We start from the raw sequence: 18188 nt of genomic DNA on the forward strand, positions 1-18188 counted from the left end.
ATAATGAAATCAGGAAAAACCCTTTGTTTGGGCCGACCGCCTTTAGCAAAAATTCAAATCGTGGACACATCAAAATCCCCTCAAGCCCGCATCAATGCTGGCTTTCCGGGCGATGCGTTCTGAATTAACCGGACACTACTGTGTTTATATAGCAAGTAAAAAAGGCGCGAACAAGCCGGCAAGCAAAAAGGCCGGTAGCGCCATGCTACCGGCCTTTCGGGCCTGCTCCAACCGCCAGGCCGTTTCAGTCAGCTGTCGCCTCTTCAGGCTCGGGTTTGGCCCGGCCTTCCTTCTTGGGCAGGGGCTGGATGTCGAGTTCGACTTCGCCGGTCTCGACGCCTTTTTCGTCCGTCGTGACCTTCATGTCCACGGTCAACCTGCCCCCGTCGATGAGGCGCCCGAACAGCAGCTCGTCGGCCAGTGCGCGGCGGATGGTGTCCTGGATCAGGCGCTGCATCGGACGGGCGCCCATCAGCGGATCGAAACCCTTCTTGCCGAGGTACTTGCGTAGCGTGTCGGTAAACGTCACGTCGACTTTCTTCTCGGCCAGTTGCGTCTCCAACTGCAGCAGGAACTTGTCCACCACGCGCAGGATGACGGTTTCGTCGAGCGCCTTGAAGCTCACGGTCGCGTCGAGGCGGTTGCGGAACTCGGGCGTGAACAGACGCTTGATGTCGGCCATCTCGTCGCCAGCTTCGCGCGGGTTGGTAAAACCAATCGTCGCCTTGTTCATGGTCTCGGCGCCAGCGTTGGTCGTCATGACAATGATCACGTTGCGGAAGTCGGCCTTGCGCCCGTTGTTGTCCGTCAGGGTGCCGTGGTCCATGACCTGGAGCAGCACGTTGAAGATGTCCGGATGCGCCTTTTCGATTTCGTCGAGCAGCAGCACGCAATGCGGCTTCTTGGTCACGGCCTCGGTCAGCAGGCCGCCCTGGTCGAAACCGACGTAGCCGGGAGGCGCACCGATCAGCCGGCTCACGGCATGGCGCTCCATGTACTCCGACATGTCAAAGCGGATCAGCTCGATGCCCATGATGTAGGCCAGCTGCTTGGCCGCTTCCGTCTTGCCGACGCCCGTGGGGCCGGAGAACAGGAAGGAGCCAATCGGCTTGTCGTCCTTGCCCAGACCGGACCGCGCCATCTTGACGGCGGAAGCCAGCACATCGAGCGCCTTGTCCTGGCCAAACACCACACTTTTCAGGTCACGTTCCAGCGTCTTGAGCTTGCCGCGGTCATCGTTGGACACGTTGGCCGGCGGAATGCGCGCGATCTTGGCGACGATCTCCTCGACCTCGGCCTTGGTGATGATTTTCTTGCGCTTGGACGGTGGCAGGATGCGCTGGGCAGCACCCGCCTCATCGATCACGTCAATCGCCTTGTCGGGCAGATGACGGTCGTTGATGTACTTGGCGCTGAGCTCGGCTGCAGCCTGCAGGGCCGCCACCGCGTACTTGACGCTGTGGTGCTCTTCAAAGCGGGACTTCAACCCCTTGAGGATGTCCACCGTTTCCTGCACCGTCGGCTCGACCACGTCCACCTTCTGGAAGCGGCGTGACAGGGCCGCATCTTTCTCGAAGATGCCGCGGTATTCTGTGAACGTCGTTGCGCCTATGCACTTGAGCTGGCCCGAGCTGAGCGCGGGCTTGAGCAGGTTGGACGCGTCCAGCGTGCCGCCCGAGGCTGCACCGGCGCCGATCAGGGTGTGGATCTCGTCAATGAACAGAATGCCGTTGGGCTTGTCCTTCAGCGCCTTGAGCACGCCCTTGAGGCGCTGCTCGAAATCGCCTCGGTACTTGGTGCCGGCAAGCAATGCGCCCATGTCCAACGAGTAAACCTGTGCTTCGCCCAGGATCTCGGGCACGTCCTTTTGCGTGATGCGCCAGGCCAGGCCCTCGGCAATCGCGGTTTTGCCCACGCCGGCTTCACCGACGAGCAGCGGGTTGTTCTTGCGGCGCCGGCAGAGAATCTGGATCACGCGCTCGACCTCGTAGTGGCGACCGATCAACGGATCGATCTTGCCTTCCTTGGCGAGCTGGTTGAGGTTTTGCGTGTACTGCTCCAGCGGCGAGGCCTTTTCGTTCTTCTCGCCGCCCTCTTCGTTCTCGGCAGCGCTCTCGCCGGCCTTGGTCGGCTCGGGCGGGTCGCTCTTCTTGATGCCGTGGGCAATGAAGTTCACCACATCCAGGCGGGTCACGCCCTGCTGGTGCAGGTAATACACGGCGTGTGAGTCCTTCTCGCCAAAAATCGCGACCAGCACGTTGGCGCCGGTGACTTCCTTCTTGCCGTTGCCGGTGGACTGCACATGCATGATGGCGCGCTGAATCACGCGCTGGAAGCCTAGCGTGGGTTGGGTGTCCACGTCGTCGCTGCCGGCCACTTGCGGTGTGTTGTCCTTGATGAAGTTGGCCAGCGACTTGCGCAGGTCATCGATATTGGCGGAGCATGCGCGCAGCACTTCGGCGGCGCTGGGGTTGTCGAGCAGTGCAAGCAACAGGTGTTCCACGGTGATGAACTCGTGGCGCTGCTGCCGGGCCTCGACAAAGGCCATGTGCAAGCTGACTTCTAGTTCCTGGGCAATCATTGCTTTTCCTTTCGGCTTGCGGCTGGGGTATCTGATGGGACCATTGTGTAACTCTTCCAGTCGATATGGGCTGTTTTTGCCATTATTCAATGGGCTCGCACACACACTGCAGGGGATGGCCATTCTTGCGCGCGGCTTCTGTCACCTGATCTACCTTGGTGGTCGCCACATCCTTGGAGAACACGCCGCACACGCCTTTGCCGTCCAGATGGATCTTCAGCATGATCTGTGTAGCCGTCTCCCGGTCCTTGCTGAAGAACTCCTGGATCACCTCGACAACAAACTCCATCGGGGTGTAGTCGTCGTTGAGCAGGACGACCTGGAACATTTGCGGCGGTTGGGTTTTCTGCGGGCGTCGCTCCAGAACGACAGAATCCCCACCGTTGGCGCCGTCCGGCTTGAAGGCTGGTGTCTTGGGCGGTGCGGGAGTCTTGGGGGGTTGGGTTGCCATGGAATTCATTCTAGCGAGCGAAATTGCCCAGCGCGGTGCATAGGGAAATTGGTGGCAGGAACGCGACATTCAAGTACGCGCAAGTGACTTTGACCCGGCCCATGAAAAAACCGCTCCAGCCTGCGCCAGGAGCGGTTTCGCTGTGCGGGCCGCCCGCTTTCGGTGCGGCGGGCTGTTCTTTACATATGGTCGATCATGACCTGACCAAAACCGGAGCAGCTGACCTGGGTCGCGCCTTCCATGAGGCGGGCGAAGTCGTAGGTGACTTTTTTGGACTCGATGGATTTTTCCATCGAGCTGATGATCAGGTCAGCAGCCTTGGTCCAGCCCATGTGGCGCAGCATCATCTCGGCGGACAGGATTTCAGAGCCCGGATTCACGTAGTCCTTGCCGGCGTATTTCGGCGCCGTGCCGTGTGTGGCTTCGAACATGGCAATGGTGTCGCTGAGGTTGGCGCCGGGGGCGATGCCGATGCCGCCAACCTGGGCCGCCAGTGCATCGGAGATATAGTCGCCATTGAGGTTCAGCGTGGCGATCACGGAGTATTCAGCCGGGCGCAGCAGAATTTGCTGCAGGAAGGCGTCGGCAATCGAGTCCTTGACCGTGATTTCCTTGCCGGTTTTCGGGTTCTTGAACTTCATCCACGGGCCACCGTCGACAAGCTCGGCACCGAACTCCTTGGACGCCAGGGCGTAAGCCCAATCGCGGAAGCCACCTTCGGTGAACTTCATGATGTTGCCCTTGTGGACAATCGTCAGGCTCGGCTTGTCGTTGTCAATCGTGTACTGGAGGGCCTTGCGCACCAGGCGCTCCGTGCCTTCGCGCGAGACCGGCTTGATGCCGATGCCCGAGGTATTGGGAAAGCGGATTTTCTTGACACCCAACTCGTCCTGCAGAAACTTGATGAGTTTTTTGGCCTTGTCGCTCTCGGCTTCGAACTCGATGCCTGCATAGATGTCTTCCGAGTTCTCGCGGAAGATCACCATGTGGGTCTTCTCGGGTTCTTTCACTGGCGAAGGCACGCCCTTGAAGTACTGGATAGGCCGCAGGCAGACGTAAAGGTCCAGTTCCTGGCGCAAGGCCACGTTCAGCGAACGGATGCCGCCGCCGACGGGCGTCGTCAGCGGGCCCTTGATGGACACCACATAGTCCTTGACCGCAGCCAGGGTTTCTTCCGGCAACCAGACGTCAGGACCATAGATCTTGGTCGACTTTTCACCGGCATAAACTTCCATCCAGTGGATTTTTTTCTTGCCGCCGTAGGCCTTGGCCACGGCTGCGTCCACCACCTTGAGCATGACCGGCGTGATGTCCGCGCCCGTGCCATCGCCCTCAATGAACGGAATGATCGGCTCGTCCGGCACATTCAGTGAATTGTCGGCATTGACGGTGATTTTCTGACCCTGGGCGGGCACTTTGATGTGCTGGTACATGTAGCGAAGTCTCCGGTAAGCGCTCGAAATAGCAGTCAGGCAAGCTGCAAGCGCGGATTAGGTCATAGCCCCTAAATTCTAGCCGCAAATGATTCTCTGAAAAGTTTTTGCAGACCGCGTGTCAACCGCTTGTGAAGCGGCCTCGTTACGGTAGGGCCTCCGAAAACCTCGGGGTACTTCTTCAATAACGTTCTCAAGGAAATTTCAAATGAATAAGATCCTCGCTGTTTTGATCGCCGGTCTCTTCTCCGCCGGTGCTTTCGCTGCTTCCCACGCGGGCGCTCCCATGGGCGCGGCTTCCAAGCCTGCTGCTGCAACCCCGGCAACGCCTGCTGTCGCAGCAACCCCTGCCATGCCAGCCGCCAAGGCTGACGCCAAGGCCATGAAAGCTGAAAAAGCCGCCGCTGCCAAGAAAGCCAAGGAAGAAAAAGCCGCTGCCGCCAAAGCTGCAAAAGCTGAAAAAGCTGCTGCCGCCAAAAAGGCCAAGGAAGAAAAAGCCGCTGCCGCCAAGAAAGCCAAAGAAGACAAAGCCGCAGCTGCCAAGAAGTAATTCTTCGCGCCGGACCAAAATGCCCGCCATGCGGGCATTTTTTATGGCCGTCGTTTATGCTGCTTTTCCAATTGACCGATCCATGGTGACCTCATGCTCCTGAAATCTGACTCCGGCCGCCGCACCGCCCGCGCCCTGTTCTTCGCGTCGGCTTTCTTGGTCACAGCCTTTGCGCCTGTGATGGCGCAGGAGGCCCCACAAATGAACCTGCCGCGGGTCAAGCTGTCGGCCGGCATGCACCAGATTGACGCGCAAGTGGCCCTTCAGCCCGAGCAGCGGCAGATCGGCCTGATGTTTCGCACGGAAATGCCCGCCAGCGAAGGCATGCTGTTTGTCTTTGACCAGGCCAGCAAACAGTGTTTCTGGATGAAAAACACCTTGATTCCCCTGACGGCGGCATTTGTGGACGACGACGGCACCATCGTGAACCTGGCCGACATGAAGCCGCAGACCACCGACTCGCACTGCTCGGACAAGCCGGTGCGTTTTGTGCTGGAGATGAATATGGGCTGGTTTGCCAAAAAGGGCTTCAAGGCGTGGAGCAAGCTCAAAGGCCCGCCGTTTAACAAGGCGCGCTGAGCCCTCGATCCGACGAGCTCCCGGGGGTCGGGGTCGTAAAAAAGCCGGCTCGAAGCCGGCTTTTTCATGGGTCGCGCCCGGTATCAGGCGAAATTGGCTTCGGCAAACGACCAGTTCACCAGGCCGGACAGAAAGGTCTCGACAAACTTGGGGCGCTGATTGCGGTAGTCGATGTAGTAGGCATGCTCCCACACATCCACCGTCATCAGCGCCTTGTCGGCGGTGGTCAGCGGTGTGCCGGCCGGGCCAGTGTTGACGATGTCCACCGAACCATCGGCCTTTTTGACCAGCCAGGTCCAGCCGGAACCAAAGTTGCCGACGGCCGACTTCACAAAGGCTTCCTTGAAAGCCGCGTAGGAGCCGAACTTGGCGTTGATGGCTGCAGCCAGCGCGCCAGAAGGCTCACCGCCGCCGGCGGGCTTCATGCAGCTCCAGAAAAAGGTGTGGTTCCAGATCTGCGCGGCATTGTTGTACACGCCGCCGCTGGATTTCTTGACGATCTCTTCGAGCGTCATGGCTTCGAACTCGGTGCCCTTTTGCAGGTTGTTCAGGTTCACGACATAGGCGTTGTGGTGCTTGCCGTGGTGGTACTCAAAGGCTTCCTGGCTGTAATGCGGTGCCAGGGCATCGTTGGGGTAAGGGAGCGCGGGCAGTTTGTGTTCCATTTATTTTCCTTGTGGGTGTTGTGACAACTTGCGATGATAAAGGCGACTATGAAAAGCCATTGTAAAAAACTAAATCAGCCGCTGCGCGGAAACGGTCAAATCGACCTCGCCGTCGGCAAGGGTAGCGCGCAGTGCCTGGCCCGGCGCGGTGTCGGCAGCTCGCGTGATGGCCGTGCCCTGCATGTCGGCCAGCCAGGCATAACCGCGCTGCAGCACCAGTTTGGGATCCAGCGGCGCCAGCCGCAACTGGGCCCGTTCCAGCCGGCGGTGCTGGGACTGCAGCGATTGCCCCAGCGCTTGCGGAAACGCCAGACCCAGTGCCTGCAGCCGGCTTTTTTCGCGCTGCAGACCGCTTTGCAGTGCATGGCGCAAGCCTTGCGCATGGCCCGCCAGACGCGCGTGCTGGCGGGTGACCAGGTGCGACGGCCGGCTCACGCGTGACGCCGCCCAGTCGAGCCGCTGGCTGCTGGCCTGCAGCTGGCGCTCCACGCCGTCTCGCAACCGGTCCTGCAAATCATCCAGCTCGCCCAGCCATGCCTTCTGCGGCTGGGCACACAGCTCGGCGGCAGCCGTCGGGGTCGGTGCACGCAGGTCGGCGCAAAAATCGGCAATCGTGAAGTCGGTTTCATGGCCGACCCCGCACACCACCGGTATCGGGGATGCCGCCAGTAAACGCGCCAGTTGCTCGTCGTTGAAGGCCCACAGGTCTTCCATTGCACCACCGCCGCGCACCAGCAGCAGGACATCGACCTCGGCACGCTCATACGACCTGCGCAAAGCCTGGCGCAGCTCCTCGGGCGCCTGCGCGCCCTGCACACTGGCGGGGTAAATCACCACGGGAATGTGCGGCGCCCGGCGCTGCAGCGCCGTCACCACATCGTGCAGGGCCGCCGCGCCCAGCGAGGTCACGACACCAATGGCTTTGGGCAGCAGGGGCAACGCCCTCTTGCGCCCGGCGCCGAACAGGCCTTCGGCTTCGAGCTGGTTCTTGAGCTGGACAAACCGCTCGAACAGCTTGCCTTGCCCGGCCTGCTGCATGGACTCGACGATCAGCTGCAGCTCACCGCGCGGCTCGTACACGCCCAGCCGGCCGCGCACCTCGACCCGCTGCCCGTCGCGCGGTGAAAAATCAAGCAGGCCCGCAGCGCGCCGGAACATCGCGCAGCGGATCTGGCCCTGCTCGTCTTTCAGTGAAAAATAACAATGGCCACTGGCCGCGCGCGAAAAGCCACTGACCTCGCCCTGCACGGCGACGGGGTTGAAACGCGCCTCCAGGCTGTCCGCAATCGCACGCAACAGCGAGCCGACCGGCCAGACACGCACGCCAGGAAGGCTACCGGGCACGCGTCGTTCGGACTCGGGGTCAAGCTCAAACACCATCAAATCCCTTGATTTGCTGCGGGTAATACTCCACAGAAGCCCATGTAGCTTGGATACAACCCGTGGTTTGCTGGGGAGATTCAGACAAGTTCGTGCAAGTCATTGATTTTTAACAAGATTATCAAGCTTACTTTTTCATCATTTTGTCACATCTCCCATTTGGCGCGGCCTGGCGGGCTGTCGCCTGCTACTTGCTCACAAAGTTATCCACATGTTCTGTGAGTTAAGTCCTACAGTCCTGCCACGTCTTTCCGGGGAAGTTGCCATACAACAACGGACGGAGAGTAGCCATCGGGGTGGGCCATAATCCACAGCAATCATCAGCTTGGAGATTTGCCTTTGTTTTCGATCATACAAGCCGCAGGCTGGCCGATCTGGCCGCTCATCGCCTGCTCGATTTTGGCGCTGGCCCTGGTTATCGAGCGGTTTTCCAGCCTGAAGACCGCCCGGATCGCACCGCCCAAACTGCTGGACGAAGCCATCACGGTCTCCCGCGGCGGCGTGCCCAGCACCGACATGGTGTCGCAACTGGCGCAGAACTCCCTGCTCGGCGAGGTACTGGCCAGCGGTTTTCGCGCCCTCAACACCAACCCGCGCATCAGTGAAGGCGACCTGCGCTCGACCCTGGAAGGTTCAGGTCGGCGCGCCGCCCACACGCTGGAGCGCTACCTGGCCGCACTGGCCACCATCGCCTCGGCAGCGCCGCTGCTGGGCCTGCTGGGCACCGTGATCGGCATGATCGAAATTTTTGGCTCCCAGGCGGGCAGCGGTGGGGTGGCCAATGCGGCCGGCGGCAACCCCGCACAACTCGCACAGGGCATTTCCATTGCGCTGTACAACACGGCGTTCGGCCTGATTGTGGCGATTCCTTCGCTGATCTTCTGGCGCTATTTCCGCGCGCGGGTCGATGGCTTCCTGCTCACCATGGAAATCGCGTCCGAGCGTTTTGTGCGGCATCTCAATACCCTGCGCAAGCCATGAATTTCCGCCGCAGCTCCCGGGATGAACCGGAGATCAACCTCATCCCGTTCATCGACGTGCTGCTGGTGGTGCTGATCTTCCTGATGTTATCGACCACCTACAGCAAGTTCACCGAACTGCAGATCAAGCTGCCGGTGGCCGACGCAGACCAGCAGCGCGACTACCCCAAGGAGGTGATCGTGGCCGTCAGCAGCGACGGCCGCTACATGGTCAGCAAGATACCTGTGGACGGGCGCAGCATCGAAGCGCTGAGCGCGGCCCTCACGGCGGCAGCCAAGGCCGGCAAGGACAGCGTGATCATCATCAGCGCCGACGCCAGCGCCACCCACCAGTCGGTCATCACGGTGATGGAGGCGGCCAGGCGCAGCGGCTTGACCCAAATCACCTTCGCGACCCAGAGCGCGGCGCAGGCCGGCGCCAGATAACCGTGAAGCGTCTGCTGCAGCGGGCCTGGCTGCGGCGCAGCGCTCTCGCCTGCGTACTGTGGCCGCCGGCGCAGCTTTTTGGTTTGCTGGTGCGGCTGCGCCTTGCCGCCTACCGGGCAGGCTTTCTCAAATCCCAACGCATCCCGGTGCCCGTGGTGGTGGTGGGCAATGTGGTGGCCGGCGGCGCTGGCAAAACCCCCACCGTCATCGCGCTGGTGCAGCACCTGCAGGCAGCGGGCCTGCGCGTTGGCGTGGTCTCACGCGGCTACGGACGCTTGGGCGAAAACTGCCTGGAAGTGTTGCCTGCGACGCCGCCCGAACAATCCGGCGACGAACCGGCCCTGATCCGCCGGGCCACCGGTGCGCCGGTGGTGGTCGCCGCCCGGCGGCTGGCTGCCGTGCACGCCCTTCTGGCGGCCCATCCGGCCACGCAGGTGATTGTTTGCGACGACGGCCTGCAGCACTACGCCCTGCAGCGCGACATCGAAATTGCGGTGTTTGACGAACGCGGTACGGGCAATGGCTGGCTGCTGCCCGCCGGCCCGCTGCGCGAGCCCTGGCCGGCCCGCCTGCAACGTGGCGCCCGACCGGGACGCGGTATAGACCTGGTGTTGCACACCGGCACTGTCGCCGCCTTTGACGGCTTTGGCTCGACCCGGCGCCTGGCCGACCATGCCGTACGCGCTGACGGCAGCCGTGTGGCGCTGAACAGTCTGGCGGGCGAACGATTGCTGGCGCTGGCCGGCATCGCCAAACCCGAGGCCTTTTTCGAGATGCTCAGGGCGCAGGGCCTGACGCTGGCGGTCACCCGCGCCCTGCCTGATCACTATGATTTTGATAGCTACCCACACCCGGCGGACAAAGGCTACACCCTGATTTGCACTGAAAAAGACGCGGTCAAGCTGTTTCCCCGGCAAGCCGGCGCGCTGGCGGTGCCGCTGGTGTTTGCGCCTGAACCAGCTTTTTTTGCAGCCTTCGACGCGCTGCTGGCGCCGCTGCTTTCAGCTTCCCCGCCTTCCCCGCCTTCCCCGCCTTCTTCTCCTTCTCCTTTACCATCGCCCCATGGACACCAAACTGCTTGAACTGCTGGTCTGCCCTGTGACCAAAGGCCCGCTCGATTACGACCGCGACAAACAGGAACTGGTTTCGCGCAGTGCGCGGCTGGCCTATCCGATTCGCGACGGCCTGCCCGTCATGCTGGAAAACGAAGCGCGGGTGCTCACCGACGAGGAGCTCGGACTGTGACGCCAGTCATGTGTTTGGCATGAGTTTTACCGTCCTCATCCCTGCCCGCCTCGCGTCTACCCGACTGCCCGACAAACCGCTGGCCGACATCGCCGGCACGCCCATGATCGTGCGGGTGGCGCAGCGCGCCTTGCTCAGCGGCGCATCGCGCGTGGTGGTCGCCACCGACAGTCCACGCATCGCCGAGACCTGCGCCAGCTTCGGCGTGACCGCGATGATGACGCAAGCCGACCACCCCAGCGGGAGCGACCGGCTCGCCGAGGCCTGCAGGTTGCTGCAACTGGGCGACGATGAGGTAGTCGTCAATGTGCAGGGGGATGAGCCGCTGATCGACCCCGGCTTGATGGGTGCCGTGGCTGACTTGCTGGCAGAGCGGCCTGACTGCGCCATGGCTACCGCCGCCCATGCGATAGGCACACTGGCGGACCTGCACAACCCGAATGTGGTCAAGGTGGTGCTGGATGCACGCAACACCGCGCTGTATTTCAGCCGCGCGCCCATTCCTGCAGCGCGTGATTTTTCCGGCGCGGCCTGGTGGCAGCAGGTGGGTAACACCCTGCCGCCGCCGCTGCGCCACGTGGGCATTTACGCCTACCGTGCCGGGTTTTTGCAGAAATTTCCTTCGCTGCCGCAGGCACCGCTGGAGCAACTGGAGGCGCTGGAGCAACTGCGCGTGCTCTGGTATGGCCACCACATTGCAGTGCACGTCACCGACCAGGCGCCAGGTCCGGGCGTCGACACGCCCGAAGACCTGGAGCGCGTGCGCCGGCTCTTCGTATAAGCCGCCCACGGGGGTACGCATGCTATCCTTGAGAACAAGAATAATGTGACGCTGGCGCCCTGCATGGGGCCGCCGCGCATCGCCAGATTTATAAAAATCCGAGGACATCCATGAGACTGATTTTGTTGGGCGCGCCGGGCGCGGGCAAGGGAACGCAGGCGACATTCATCTGCCAGAAATACGGTATCCCCCAGATTTCCACTGGCGACATGCTGCGCGCTGCCGTCAAGGCCGGCACGCCGCTGGGCCTTGAAGCCAAAAAAGTCATGGATTCCGGCGCATTGGTCAGCGACGACCTGATCATCAACCTGGTGAAAGACCGCATCGCCCAGCCTGATTGCGCCAACGGCTTTTTGTTTGACGGTTTTCCACGCACCCTGCCCCAGGCCGATGCCATGAAAGTGGCTGGCGTCAAACTCGACCATGTGCTGGAAATCGACGTGCCTTTCGAGGCCATCATCGACCGCATGAGCGGGCGCCGCTCGCACCCGGCGTCAGGCCGCACCTACCATGTCAAGTTCAACCCGCCCAAGGTGGAGGGCAAGGACGACGTCACCGGCGAGCCGCTGATCCAGCGCGAGGACGACAAGGAAGACACCGTGCGCAAGCGGCTCGAGGTCTATAGCGCGCAGACCCGCCCGCTGGTGGACTACTACTCAAGCTGGGCCAAGGCCGACCCGGCTGCCGCGCCCCGATACCGCGCCATCAGCGGCATGGGCGGTGTGGATGAAATCACCTCCCGGGCCTTCAAAGCCCTGTCGGATTGAGCCGCAGCCGGGCTGCATCCAAAAAGGCCGTCTGTTGACGGCCTTTTTTAATCGGTGCCGCTGCCAGCGCCGTCATGCCGGGCTGGACCGCAGCCCATAAGCCTTGCCGCCTGCGAACAGGTACTCGACACGCAGCACGGCGTCACCTTTTTCGCCGGTAAAAGTAAAGCCCAGCAACGCCACCACATCGCCGGCCTCGATCTCCGGCACGCCCCACGCCTGCAGGCGCGTCAGGGGCGCAAGTTCAATCTCCCATCGCCTGTCCTTGCGATTGGGCACCACTGCCCGGGCCAGCAGCGCCTTGCCATCGACCGGGGCGGTTTGGGCCGGCAAGGCGCGTTGCGCGAGGTCGTCCGGCAGCCTGAGGGCAGCGGACACCTCGAGTTCGAGCTCGGCATGCGGGTTGCGCCACTGCGACTTGAGCACCCTGCCTTCGAGATAAATCGGCCGCTCCTGGTCAAAACTGCTCCAGCCGTGGTGGGCCTGGGCCCAGGAGGCGGCGCCTGCCACAGGCAATACCAGGGAAACCCGCAGTACATCACGTCGCTTCATCATCAGCTCCTTGCTTGTTCGTCCTACACGTAAGCTATCCATCGGCCGCAGGCTAGCACCGCCAGCCAGATCAGGGTGGACACGAGCATTTGCGCCCGCGCCACGCTGTCGAGTTTTTCCAGCGAGGCCCGCCCATGAAACCACGCTGCGTTACAACCTGCGGCAAATAACAGCAACATCTTCAGGGTAAACACCCGGTTTGAAAGCAGCTCGGCCGCTTGAGAGGCAAACATCAACAAGCCCGACGCAGCCGCCAGTGAAAAACCGGCCAGGGCGATACCCAGGCTCAGGCGGGCCAACGCCTTGACCGGCAGGTCGGAGCCTGCACCGAACACCCGCAGCTCCAGCAGTGCCAGGTTACCCAGCAGTAGCGCAATGCCGGTGATGTGCACCACCTCCAGCGCCGGGTAGGCCCAGACATGCGAACGCAGCGATTCGAACACCTCAGGCGGCATCCATCAAGGCAAGCATCAGCGCCACGCGCGCCTTCACAGGGCTCAGCCCCTGCGAGTGCGGGATGACATCCCCGTGTTTTGGCAACACACGGCCCTCCAGACAACGTGTGGCGCGGACCACCCGCACACCGCTGGCTTGTGCCTGCAGCAAGGCAGCCTCCAGCGCGTGGTGCAGGGTGCCGTTGCCTGTGCCGGCCACCACCAGGCCTTGCACACCGTCGGCCACCAGGGCACGAACCCCACCCGCGCCCGCGCCCGCATGGCTCATGACGATCTCCACGCGCGGCCAGGATGCTGGATCGGGCAAGTCCGCTATATTTTTAATAGCGCTCGGCGCTTTATCCACGGAGTCTCGAGGCCAATCTCGCATCAAACGCAGGCTGCCTTCCTCGACATACCCGATCGGCCCCGCGTCGGCAGAACTGAAGGCATCGAGCCTGTAGGTGTGAACCTTCTGGACGTCCCGGGCGGAGTGAATCACGCCAGCGCAAACCGCAACCACCCCGTGGGCGCCCCCATGGGACGCCACCGCCACGGCGTCAAGCATGTTTTGCGGCCCATCCGGTGCCAGCGCGGTCGCGGGGCGCATCGCACAGGTCAGCACGACCGGCCGGTCCGGCTCCAGCACGGTCTGCAGGAACCAGGCGGTCTCCTCCAGCGTGTCGGTGCCATGGGTGATCACAATGCCCTGCACATCGGGCTGTGTCAGCCAGTGGTCAACCCGCTGCGCCAGGACACGCCACACGCCGAAATCCATGTCCTTGCTGTCGATCTGGGCGACCTGCTCGCTGATCCACTCACACGCCTGGCCCGCGACCGTCGGCAGGCCCGCCACCAGTTGATCAATGCCCACCTGCGCAGCGGTATAGCCCAGGTTGTCGGACGCATGCGCAGCCGTTCCGGCTATCGTGCCCCCGGTGCCCAAAATCACAATTTTTTTGCGCGTCATACCTGCCAACCCTTGCACTTCCTGAAAAACTGTATGAAAATACAGCCACTGGATATTAAAACAGCTCAATGACTTTAACGACTTCGGTCCTCGAGTATTTGATCCCCTGTCGCCCCCAAGGAGCCACGCCATGAGCAGTCTCACTGATTTTTCGGAAATGCCCAAACTCACTGCACGACAGCAGCAAATTCTGGAGCTGATCCAGAGCGCCATTGCCCGCACGGGCGCACCGCCCACCCGCGCAGAAATTGCCAACGAGCTGGGCTTCAAATCCGCCAACGCTGCCGAAGAGCACCTGCAGGCCCTAGCCCGCAAAGGCGTGATCGAGCTGGTCAGCGGTACCTCGCGCGGTATACGCCTGCGCAGCGACACCCTGCGGTCCATCAACGAGTCCCGCATCAAACAGTTTTCCCTGCCCTTGCAAAGCCTGGCCCAACTCGCCCTGCCTCTGGTGGGGCGGGTTGCTGCTGGCAGCCCCATTCTCGCGCAGGAGCATGTGGACCACACCTACTATTTCGAGAGCAGCCTGTTCCAGCGCAAGCCCGACTACCTGCTCAAAGTGCGCGGCATGAGCATGCGCGACGCCGGCATCATGGACGGCGACCTGCTGGCCGTGCAGCAGACCAAAGAGGCCAAAAACGGCCAGATCGTGGTCGCCCGCCTGGGCGACGAAGTCACGGTCAAACGCTTTCGGCGCAACAAACACCTGATTGAGCTGCTGCCGGAAAACCCCGATTTCAAAACCATTGTGGTCGAGCCCGGTGAGCCCTTCGAGCTGGAGGGCCTGGCCGTCGGGCTGATCCGCAACACCATGCTGATGTAGCCAACGCAGCCCTATGTGAGCCGGGCGGCTCCAGCCTTGCGCCCGCTCTCATCGCTCTCCTATTTCCGCGCAGCAGGTGGCGGGCGTTTGGTCAAAGTGATTGACCAACACCCTGGTGCAGCGGATGTTCAGTTCTTGTAATCCTGCCTGTGTTTACCTCTACTTCAGGAGTTCTCATGGGAATCGCCAGTCTTTCACGTTCACCGCTGCTGTCTGTCCTGCTCGCACCCCTGCAGGCGCTCGCTGCCTTATGGATGCCGGTTCGGCCTGCCGTCGTTGCGCCATCCTGTGCCCCGGCAGCAACATTCCGGCGCCTTGCCGCCAACGACCCCTCCGCCAGCAAGGCCACCGCATTCCACTCCCGCCCAGTACCGGCGGCAGGCCACAAGCCCTGCCAGACTGTGGCCAAAACCACGGCTCCGCGCCGCTTGAAAGTAGTGCGTGAGTTTGAGGCCGGCATCAGTCCGGCGTGCGCCGGCCGCATGGTGATCTCGGGCCGCATGGCAGATGTCTGCGCCGAACTGGACCGCATGGCCCAAAGGGAAACCGCTCAGGCCGCCTGATACCCGGCGCCGGCGCCGCATGCAGTGTCGGCTGGCAGCAGGACCGGGTCAGTCCTTCCATGCACGGATGGAGTGCTTGCGTTCCGGTACATCTAGCCGTGTCCTTATCCCGTTCCGGCGCAAGTTGCAGGCACAATATCGGCATGAATATTGTGATCCTTGACGACTACCAGGACGCGGTGCGCAAACTCGCCTGCGCCGCCAAACTCGATGCCTACCAGGCCAAGGTCTACACCAACACCGTCAAAGGCATCGGCCAGCTGTCCGTTCGGCTCAAGGACGCCGATGTGGTGGTCCTGATCAGGGAGCGTACCCATCTGCAGCGCCAGCTGCTCGAAAAACTTCCCAAGCTCAAAATGATTGCGCAGACCGGCCGCGTTGGCAGCCATGTGGACGTCGGCGCCTGCACCGAACGCGGCATCGTCGTCGCCGAAGGCGTGGGTTCACCTACGGCGCCGGCTGAACTGACCTGGGCGCTGATCATGGCGGCGGCGCGCCGCATCCCGCACTATGTGTCCCATCTCAAACACGGTGCGTGGCAACAGGCGGGACTGAAAAATGCATCCATGCCAGTCAACTTTGGGCTTGGCTCCGTGCTCAAGGGCAAGGTGCTCGGCATCTGGAGTTATGGCAAGGTGGGTCAGCTCATCGCCGGTTATGGTCGGGCCTTCGGCATGCGCGTGTTGGTCTGGGGCAGCCAGGCGTCGCGGACCCGTGCACAGGCCGACGGTTTTGAAGTGGCCTCGTCCAAAGCTGAATTTTTTCAGGAAAGCGATGTATTGACCCTGCACTTGCGACTGGGTGACGATACCCGCGGCGTGGTCACCCTTGATGACCTGTCGCGCATGAAACCCTCTTCTGTGCTGGTGAACACGTCCCGCGCTGAACTGATCGAGCCCGAGGCCCTGATCGCGGGCCTGAACCGGGGGCGGCCCGGTCTCGCGGCGGTCGACGTGTTTGAGTCAGAGCCGATTTTGCAGGGCCACGCCCTGCTGCGGCTGGAAAACTGCATCTGCACGCCGCATATCGGTTATGTGGAGCAGGAAAGTTATGAGATGTATTTCGGCTCGGCCTTTGACAACGTGGTGAACTTCATCAAGGGCACACCCACCAACATCGTCAACCCGGGGGCCTTGCAGGTGCGTCGCTAGGATCCTTTTTAACTTCGAAATCGTCGGCTGCAAATCGCTTTTCACGCCCCCCGGTCGGCAGGTTTCTAGCGGGATTTACCCAGATCGTGCGGACGAAAGCCTGTGTCGTAGTCATCGAAATCGATCAGCGAGTCGAATGCCGTGGGCTCGCCCGACGCGCGGGTCGCGGCGGGCTCTGCAGATCGACGGTTGCGGACACCGGGTGCCGTCACAGGGTGCTTGCTGGTTTGCACGAAATCGCTCAGATCGATGTCGAGCCCCAGTCGCGGCGAAGACCTCGGCTGCATCGCCAACTCAGGCCACTGGGTGTTGAAGGCGCTGTCTGCCCCCTCCGCCTCCAGGTCAATGATCTCCCGGGCCACGGCATGCAGCAGCAGCAACTCGCGATAGGCCTCCAGGTCCAGCACTTCGGCGGAGTTTCCCGGCTCCCGGAAAAGCGTGTCGTCGATAATGTCAAACACCCGCCGCTTCGGCCAGACTGCCTCGATGCGGGCCAGTACATCTTCGTAGGCCGACACATTGGTGCCGGTGGCCGCGTAGTCGTCAAATGGCGCCACCTGGGCATTGAATACCCCGTTGAAGTCGGCACGCAGGATTTCGTACTCCTCCCGATTGCCAGTCTGGTGGTAAAGATTTATCAGGTCCAGATAAACCAGTGCGCTGGTCTTGACGTTGTGGACGAGGTGCTTGCGAAGCAGGTCAATGGCCTTGTCTTGCTGCCCCAGTGAGCTGAAAAACTCAACCTGTTGCTGCAGATCGAAGATTTCCGGAATCCTCACCGTACGGGGAACAAAAGGCACGCTGACGGAGAATTTGGCGCGGTCGCGGCGCGGCAGGGGCGGAATCGGCTCCGGTAACGGACGGCTGGAGGGCGCGGGCCGACGCTTGAGGTCGCCAAACAACGATTCGTCGATGTCGAGGTCGACGCCAGAGCTGCTGGTCATGGGTGTTTCCGGCAACGTACCTGTGCCGGAGGCCACATCCCGCGCAGTCGAGCGTGGTCGCCGACGCCGAAGAAAAAACAGGCCGATGAAGGTAAAAAACAATAGGCCGGTGAGGCCGTAGACCAGTTCCTTGCTGAAACCCTGGCTTTCCGCTTTTTGAAGCTGTGCCTTGTTGTCAGCCAGCGCCGCCTGTGCCTTGAGCAGTTCTTCCCGCAACTGCCGCAATTCGCGCTCCTGAATTTTTTCCTGGTCACCCTGAGCCGGGGTCGACGCCAGCCGTTGAACTGCAGGGTCATCTCCGTTGAGCGCGGATGACCGGGGTATGGCTGCCAGGACCACGTAGCGCCGAATGGTTTTCTGCACACATCCCGCACGCAGGTGGACGGTCACCACCGGCCCCTCCACAGGCACGCCGGCGCGGATGCGTATTATTGGCTCCTGGGTTCTTGCGGATTTTTCTGCGGTTACCTGGATTTGGGACTTGTCGAGTTGCCTGTCCGCATAAAAAACACTGGCGTCCAGACACAGCGCCTTGGGATCGTCGGCGGTATCCAGCGCCATTTGCACCGAGAGATCAAGCGGCCGGCCCAGCGTGGCCGAGTGGGTGTTGGGTCCCAGCGCGACGGCCAGAGCCCCTCCCGCTGCGCACAGGCTCAACCCTCCAGCAACCAGACGGCGCGTTTGGAGAAAATGTAAAAATATTTTCACTTGGCGGATTCTGGCATAGCGGAGGCCAACAGGATGCACTGCCCGGTGGAACCCAAATACAGTTTCGACTGGCGATGCAGGGGCGTCTGAGCACATGCCCGGCGCCCGACCACCGCACCTGCAAAACAGTTTACAGCGGCTACAGGCACAAGCAAGCTTCTTGCCCGGCGCAAATGCAGGGGCCAGGCCGCCGGCCTGCATCTGG

The 18188-nt window shown here is 61.9% G+C and carries 20 protein-coding genes; 11 read left to right on the top strand and 9 right to left on the bottom strand.

The genetic code is table 11. From position 1 onward, the window contains the following. Positions 1-244 precede the first annotated feature (244 nt). The 3 genes from clpA to icd form a co-directional block, all read right to left on the bottom strand. On the bottom strand, positions 245-2581 hold the full coding sequence (clpA, locus tag ACESMT_RS10920) for an ATP-dependent Clp protease ATP-binding subunit ClpA (protein WP_372826616.1): 2337 nt from the start codon (positions 2579-2581) through the stop codon (positions 245-247). An 82-nt stretch (positions 2582-2663) separates the two neighbouring features. Further along, positions 2664-3032: an ATP-dependent Clp protease adapter ClpS gene (gene clpS, locus ACESMT_RS10925; protein WP_372826617.1), complete on the bottom strand. Its 369-nt coding sequence runs from the start codon at positions 3030-3032 to the stop codon at positions 2664-2666. Between the two features lie 179 nt (positions 3033-3211). Beyond that, on the bottom strand, positions 3212-4465 hold the full coding sequence (gene icd, locus ACESMT_RS10930; protein WP_372826618.1) for an NADP-dependent isocitrate dehydrogenase: 1254 nt from the start codon (positions 4463-4465) through the stop codon (positions 3212-3214). A 208-nt stretch (positions 4466-4673) separates the two neighbouring features. On the opposite strand from icd, the gene ACESMT_RS10935 reads away from it, so the two are divergent. Further along, the gene (locus ACESMT_RS10935; RefSeq protein WP_372826619.1) at positions 4674-5015 is read left to right on the top strand and encodes a cell envelope biogenesis protein TolA; all 342 of its coding nucleotides are present in this window, start codon (positions 4674-4676) and stop codon (positions 5013-5015) included. Positions 5016-5108: 93 nt separating this feature from the next. Then, positions 5109-5594 (top strand): DUF192 domain-containing protein, encoded by a 486-nt coding sequence (locus tag ACESMT_RS10940; RefSeq protein ID WP_372826620.1) that lies wholly within the window; start codon positions 5109-5111, stop codon positions 5592-5594. Positions 5595-5677: 83 nt separating this feature from the next. Here ACESMT_RS10940 and ACESMT_RS10945 read toward each other — a convergent pair whose 3' ends face one another. Beyond that, positions 5678-6259: a Fe-Mn family superoxide dismutase gene (locus tag ACESMT_RS10945; protein ID WP_372826621.1), complete on the bottom strand. Its 582-nt coding sequence runs from the start codon at positions 6257-6259 to the stop codon at positions 5678-5680. Positions 6260-6328: 69 nt separating this feature from the next. Next, a complete protein-coding gene (gene xseA, locus ACESMT_RS10950) occupies positions 6329-7636 on the bottom strand; it encodes an exodeoxyribonuclease VII large subunit (RefSeq protein WP_372826623.1) in 1308 nt (435 codons plus the stop codon). Between the two features lie 342 nt (positions 7637-7978). On the opposite strand from xseA, the gene ACESMT_RS10955 reads away from it, so the two are divergent. The 6 genes from ACESMT_RS10955 to adk all read left to right on the top strand — a co-directional run bounded on the left by ACESMT_RS10955 (position 7979) and on the right by adk (position 11838). Next, positions 7979-8620, top strand: coding sequence for a MotA/TolQ/ExbB proton channel family protein (locus ACESMT_RS10955; protein WP_372826624.1), 642 nt, complete (start codon positions 7979-7981; stop codon positions 8618-8620). Further along, positions 8617-9045, top strand: a complete 429-nt coding sequence (locus ACESMT_RS10960; RefSeq protein WP_372826625.1) for an ExbD/TolR family protein — start codon at positions 8617-8619, stop codon at positions 9043-9045. Before ACESMT_RS10955 ends, ACESMT_RS10960 begins: the two co-directional genes overlap by 4 nt. Before the next feature lie 2 nt (positions 9046-9047). Continuing rightward, positions 9048-10127, top strand: a complete 1080-nt coding sequence (lpxK, locus tag ACESMT_RS10965; RefSeq protein ID WP_372826626.1) for a tetraacyldisaccharide 4'-kinase — start codon at positions 9048-9050, stop codon at positions 10125-10127. After that, positions 10108-10290: a Trm112 family protein gene (locus ACESMT_RS10970; RefSeq protein WP_372826627.1), complete on the top strand. Its 183-nt coding sequence runs from the start codon at positions 10108-10110 to the stop codon at positions 10288-10290. Before lpxK ends, ACESMT_RS10970 begins: the two co-directional genes overlap by 20 nt. A gap of 19 nt (positions 10291-10309) precedes the next feature. Next, positions 10310-11071, top strand: a complete 762-nt coding sequence (kdsB, locus tag ACESMT_RS10975) for a 3-deoxy-manno-octulosonate cytidylyltransferase (protein ID WP_372826628.1) — start codon at positions 10310-10312, stop codon at positions 11069-11071. A 110-nt stretch (positions 11072-11181) separates the two neighbouring features. Next, a complete protein-coding gene (gene adk, locus ACESMT_RS10980) occupies positions 11182-11838 on the top strand; it encodes an adenylate kinase (RefSeq protein WP_372826629.1) in 657 nt (218 codons plus the stop codon). A 72-nt stretch (positions 11839-11910) separates the two neighbouring features. On the opposite strand, the gene ACESMT_RS10985 is transcribed toward adk, so the two are convergent. From ACESMT_RS10985 to ACESMT_RS10995, 3 genes are read right to left on the bottom strand one after another with little or no spacing between them, the layout of a single operon-like run. Continuing rightward, positions 11911-12390 carry a DUF6152 family protein gene (locus ACESMT_RS10985; RefSeq protein ID WP_372826630.1) on the bottom strand — a complete coding sequence of 160 codons (480 nt, stop codon included), beginning with the start codon at positions 12388-12390 and terminating at the stop codon, positions 11911-11913. Positions 12391-12413: 23 nt separating this feature from the next. Further along, positions 12414-12833 (bottom strand): hypothetical protein, encoded by a 420-nt coding sequence (locus ACESMT_RS10990; protein ID WP_372826631.1) that lies wholly within the window; start codon positions 12831-12833, stop codon positions 12414-12416. Between the two features lies 1 nt (position 12834). Continuing rightward, positions 12835-13794, bottom strand: coding sequence for an asparaginase (locus ACESMT_RS10995; protein WP_372826632.1), 960 nt, complete (start codon positions 13792-13794; stop codon positions 12835-12837). A 130-nt stretch (positions 13795-13924) separates the two neighbouring features. Between ACESMT_RS10995 and lexA the strand changes: the two genes are divergently transcribed. The 3 genes from lexA (at position 13925) to ACESMT_RS11010 (ending at position 16331) form a co-directional block, all read left to right on the top strand. Beyond that, entirely contained in the window at positions 13925-14617 is a 693-nt protein-coding gene (gene lexA, locus ACESMT_RS11000; protein WP_372826633.1) for a transcriptional repressor LexA, read from the top strand. A gap of 176 nt (positions 14618-14793) precedes the next feature. Further along, positions 14794-15180, top strand: a complete 387-nt coding sequence (locus ACESMT_RS11005; RefSeq protein WP_372826634.1) for a hypothetical protein — start codon at positions 14794-14796, stop codon at positions 15178-15180. A 143-nt stretch (positions 15181-15323) separates the two neighbouring features. After that, a complete protein-coding gene (locus tag ACESMT_RS11010) occupies positions 15324-16331 on the top strand; it encodes a D-2-hydroxyacid dehydrogenase family protein (protein ID WP_372826635.1) in 1008 nt (335 codons plus the stop codon). 65 nt (positions 16332-16396) lie between these two features. Here ACESMT_RS11010 and ACESMT_RS11015 read toward each other — a convergent pair whose 3' ends face one another. Next, entirely contained in the window at positions 16397-18184 is a 1788-nt protein-coding gene (locus tag ACESMT_RS11015) for a hypothetical protein (RefSeq protein ID WP_372826636.1), read from the bottom strand. Positions 18185-18188 lie beyond the last annotated feature (4 nt).

Origin of the sequence: Polaromonas sp. (assembly GCF_041689105.1) — a bacterium.
Lineage (GTDB): Bacteria > Pseudomonadota > Gammaproteobacteria > Burkholderiales > Burkholderiaceae_C > Polaromonas.

Excerpts from the sequence above, each read along its gene's own strand:
- clpA (WP_372826616.1), bottom strand. The coding sequence starts at position 2,581 with ATGATTGCCCAGGAACTAGAAGTCAGCTTGCACATGGCCTTTGTCGAG.
- clpS (WP_372826617.1), bottom strand. The coding sequence starts at position 3,032 with ATGGCAACCCAACCCCCCAAGACTCCCGCACCGCCCAAGACACCAGCC.
- icd (WP_372826618.1), bottom strand. The coding sequence starts at position 4,465 with ATGTACCAGCACATCAAAGTGCCCGCCCAGGGTCAGAAAATCACCGTC.
- ACESMT_RS10935 (WP_372826619.1), top strand. The coding sequence starts at position 4,674 with ATGAATAAGATCCTCGCTGTTTTGATCGCCGGTCTCTTCTCCGCCGGT.
- ACESMT_RS10940 (WP_372826620.1), top strand. The coding sequence starts at position 5,109 with ATGCTCCTGAAATCTGACTCCGGCCGCCGCACCGCCCGCGCCCTGTTC.
- ACESMT_RS10945 (WP_372826621.1), bottom strand. The coding sequence starts at position 6,259 with ATGGAACACAAACTGCCCGCGCTCCCTTACCCCAACGATGCCCTGGCA.
- ACESMT_RS10960 (WP_372826625.1), top strand. The coding sequence starts at position 8,617 with ATGAATTTCCGCCGCAGCTCCCGGGATGAACCGGAGATCAACCTCATC.
- ACESMT_RS10970 (WP_372826627.1), top strand. The coding sequence starts at position 10,108 with ATGGACACCAAACTGCTTGAACTGCTGGTCTGCCCTGTGACCAAAGGC.
- kdsB (WP_372826628.1), top strand. The coding sequence starts at position 10,310 with ATGAGTTTTACCGTCCTCATCCCTGCCCGCCTCGCGTCTACCCGACTG.
- adk (WP_372826629.1), top strand. The coding sequence starts at position 11,182 with ATGAGACTGATTTTGTTGGGCGCGCCGGGCGCGGGCAAGGGAACGCAG.
- ACESMT_RS10985 (WP_372826630.1), bottom strand. The coding sequence starts at position 12,390 with ATGAAGCGACGTGATGTACTGCGGGTTTCCCTGGTATTGCCTGTGGCA.
- ACESMT_RS10995 (WP_372826632.1), bottom strand. The coding sequence starts at position 13,794 with ATGACGCGCAAAAAAATTGTGATTTTGGGCACCGGGGGCACGATAGCC.
- lexA (WP_372826633.1), top strand. The coding sequence starts at position 13,925 with ATGAGCAGTCTCACTGATTTTTCGGAAATGCCCAAACTCACTGCACGA.
- ACESMT_RS11005 (WP_372826634.1), top strand. The coding sequence starts at position 14,794 with ATGGGAATCGCCAGTCTTTCACGTTCACCGCTGCTGTCTGTCCTGCTC.
- ACESMT_RS11010 (WP_372826635.1), top strand. The coding sequence starts at position 15,324 with ATGAATATTGTGATCCTTGACGACTACCAGGACGCGGTGCGCAAACTC.
- ACESMT_RS11015 (WP_372826636.1), bottom strand. The coding sequence starts at position 18,184 with ATGCAGGCCGGCGGCCTGGCCCCTGCATTTGCGCCGGGCAAGAAGCTT.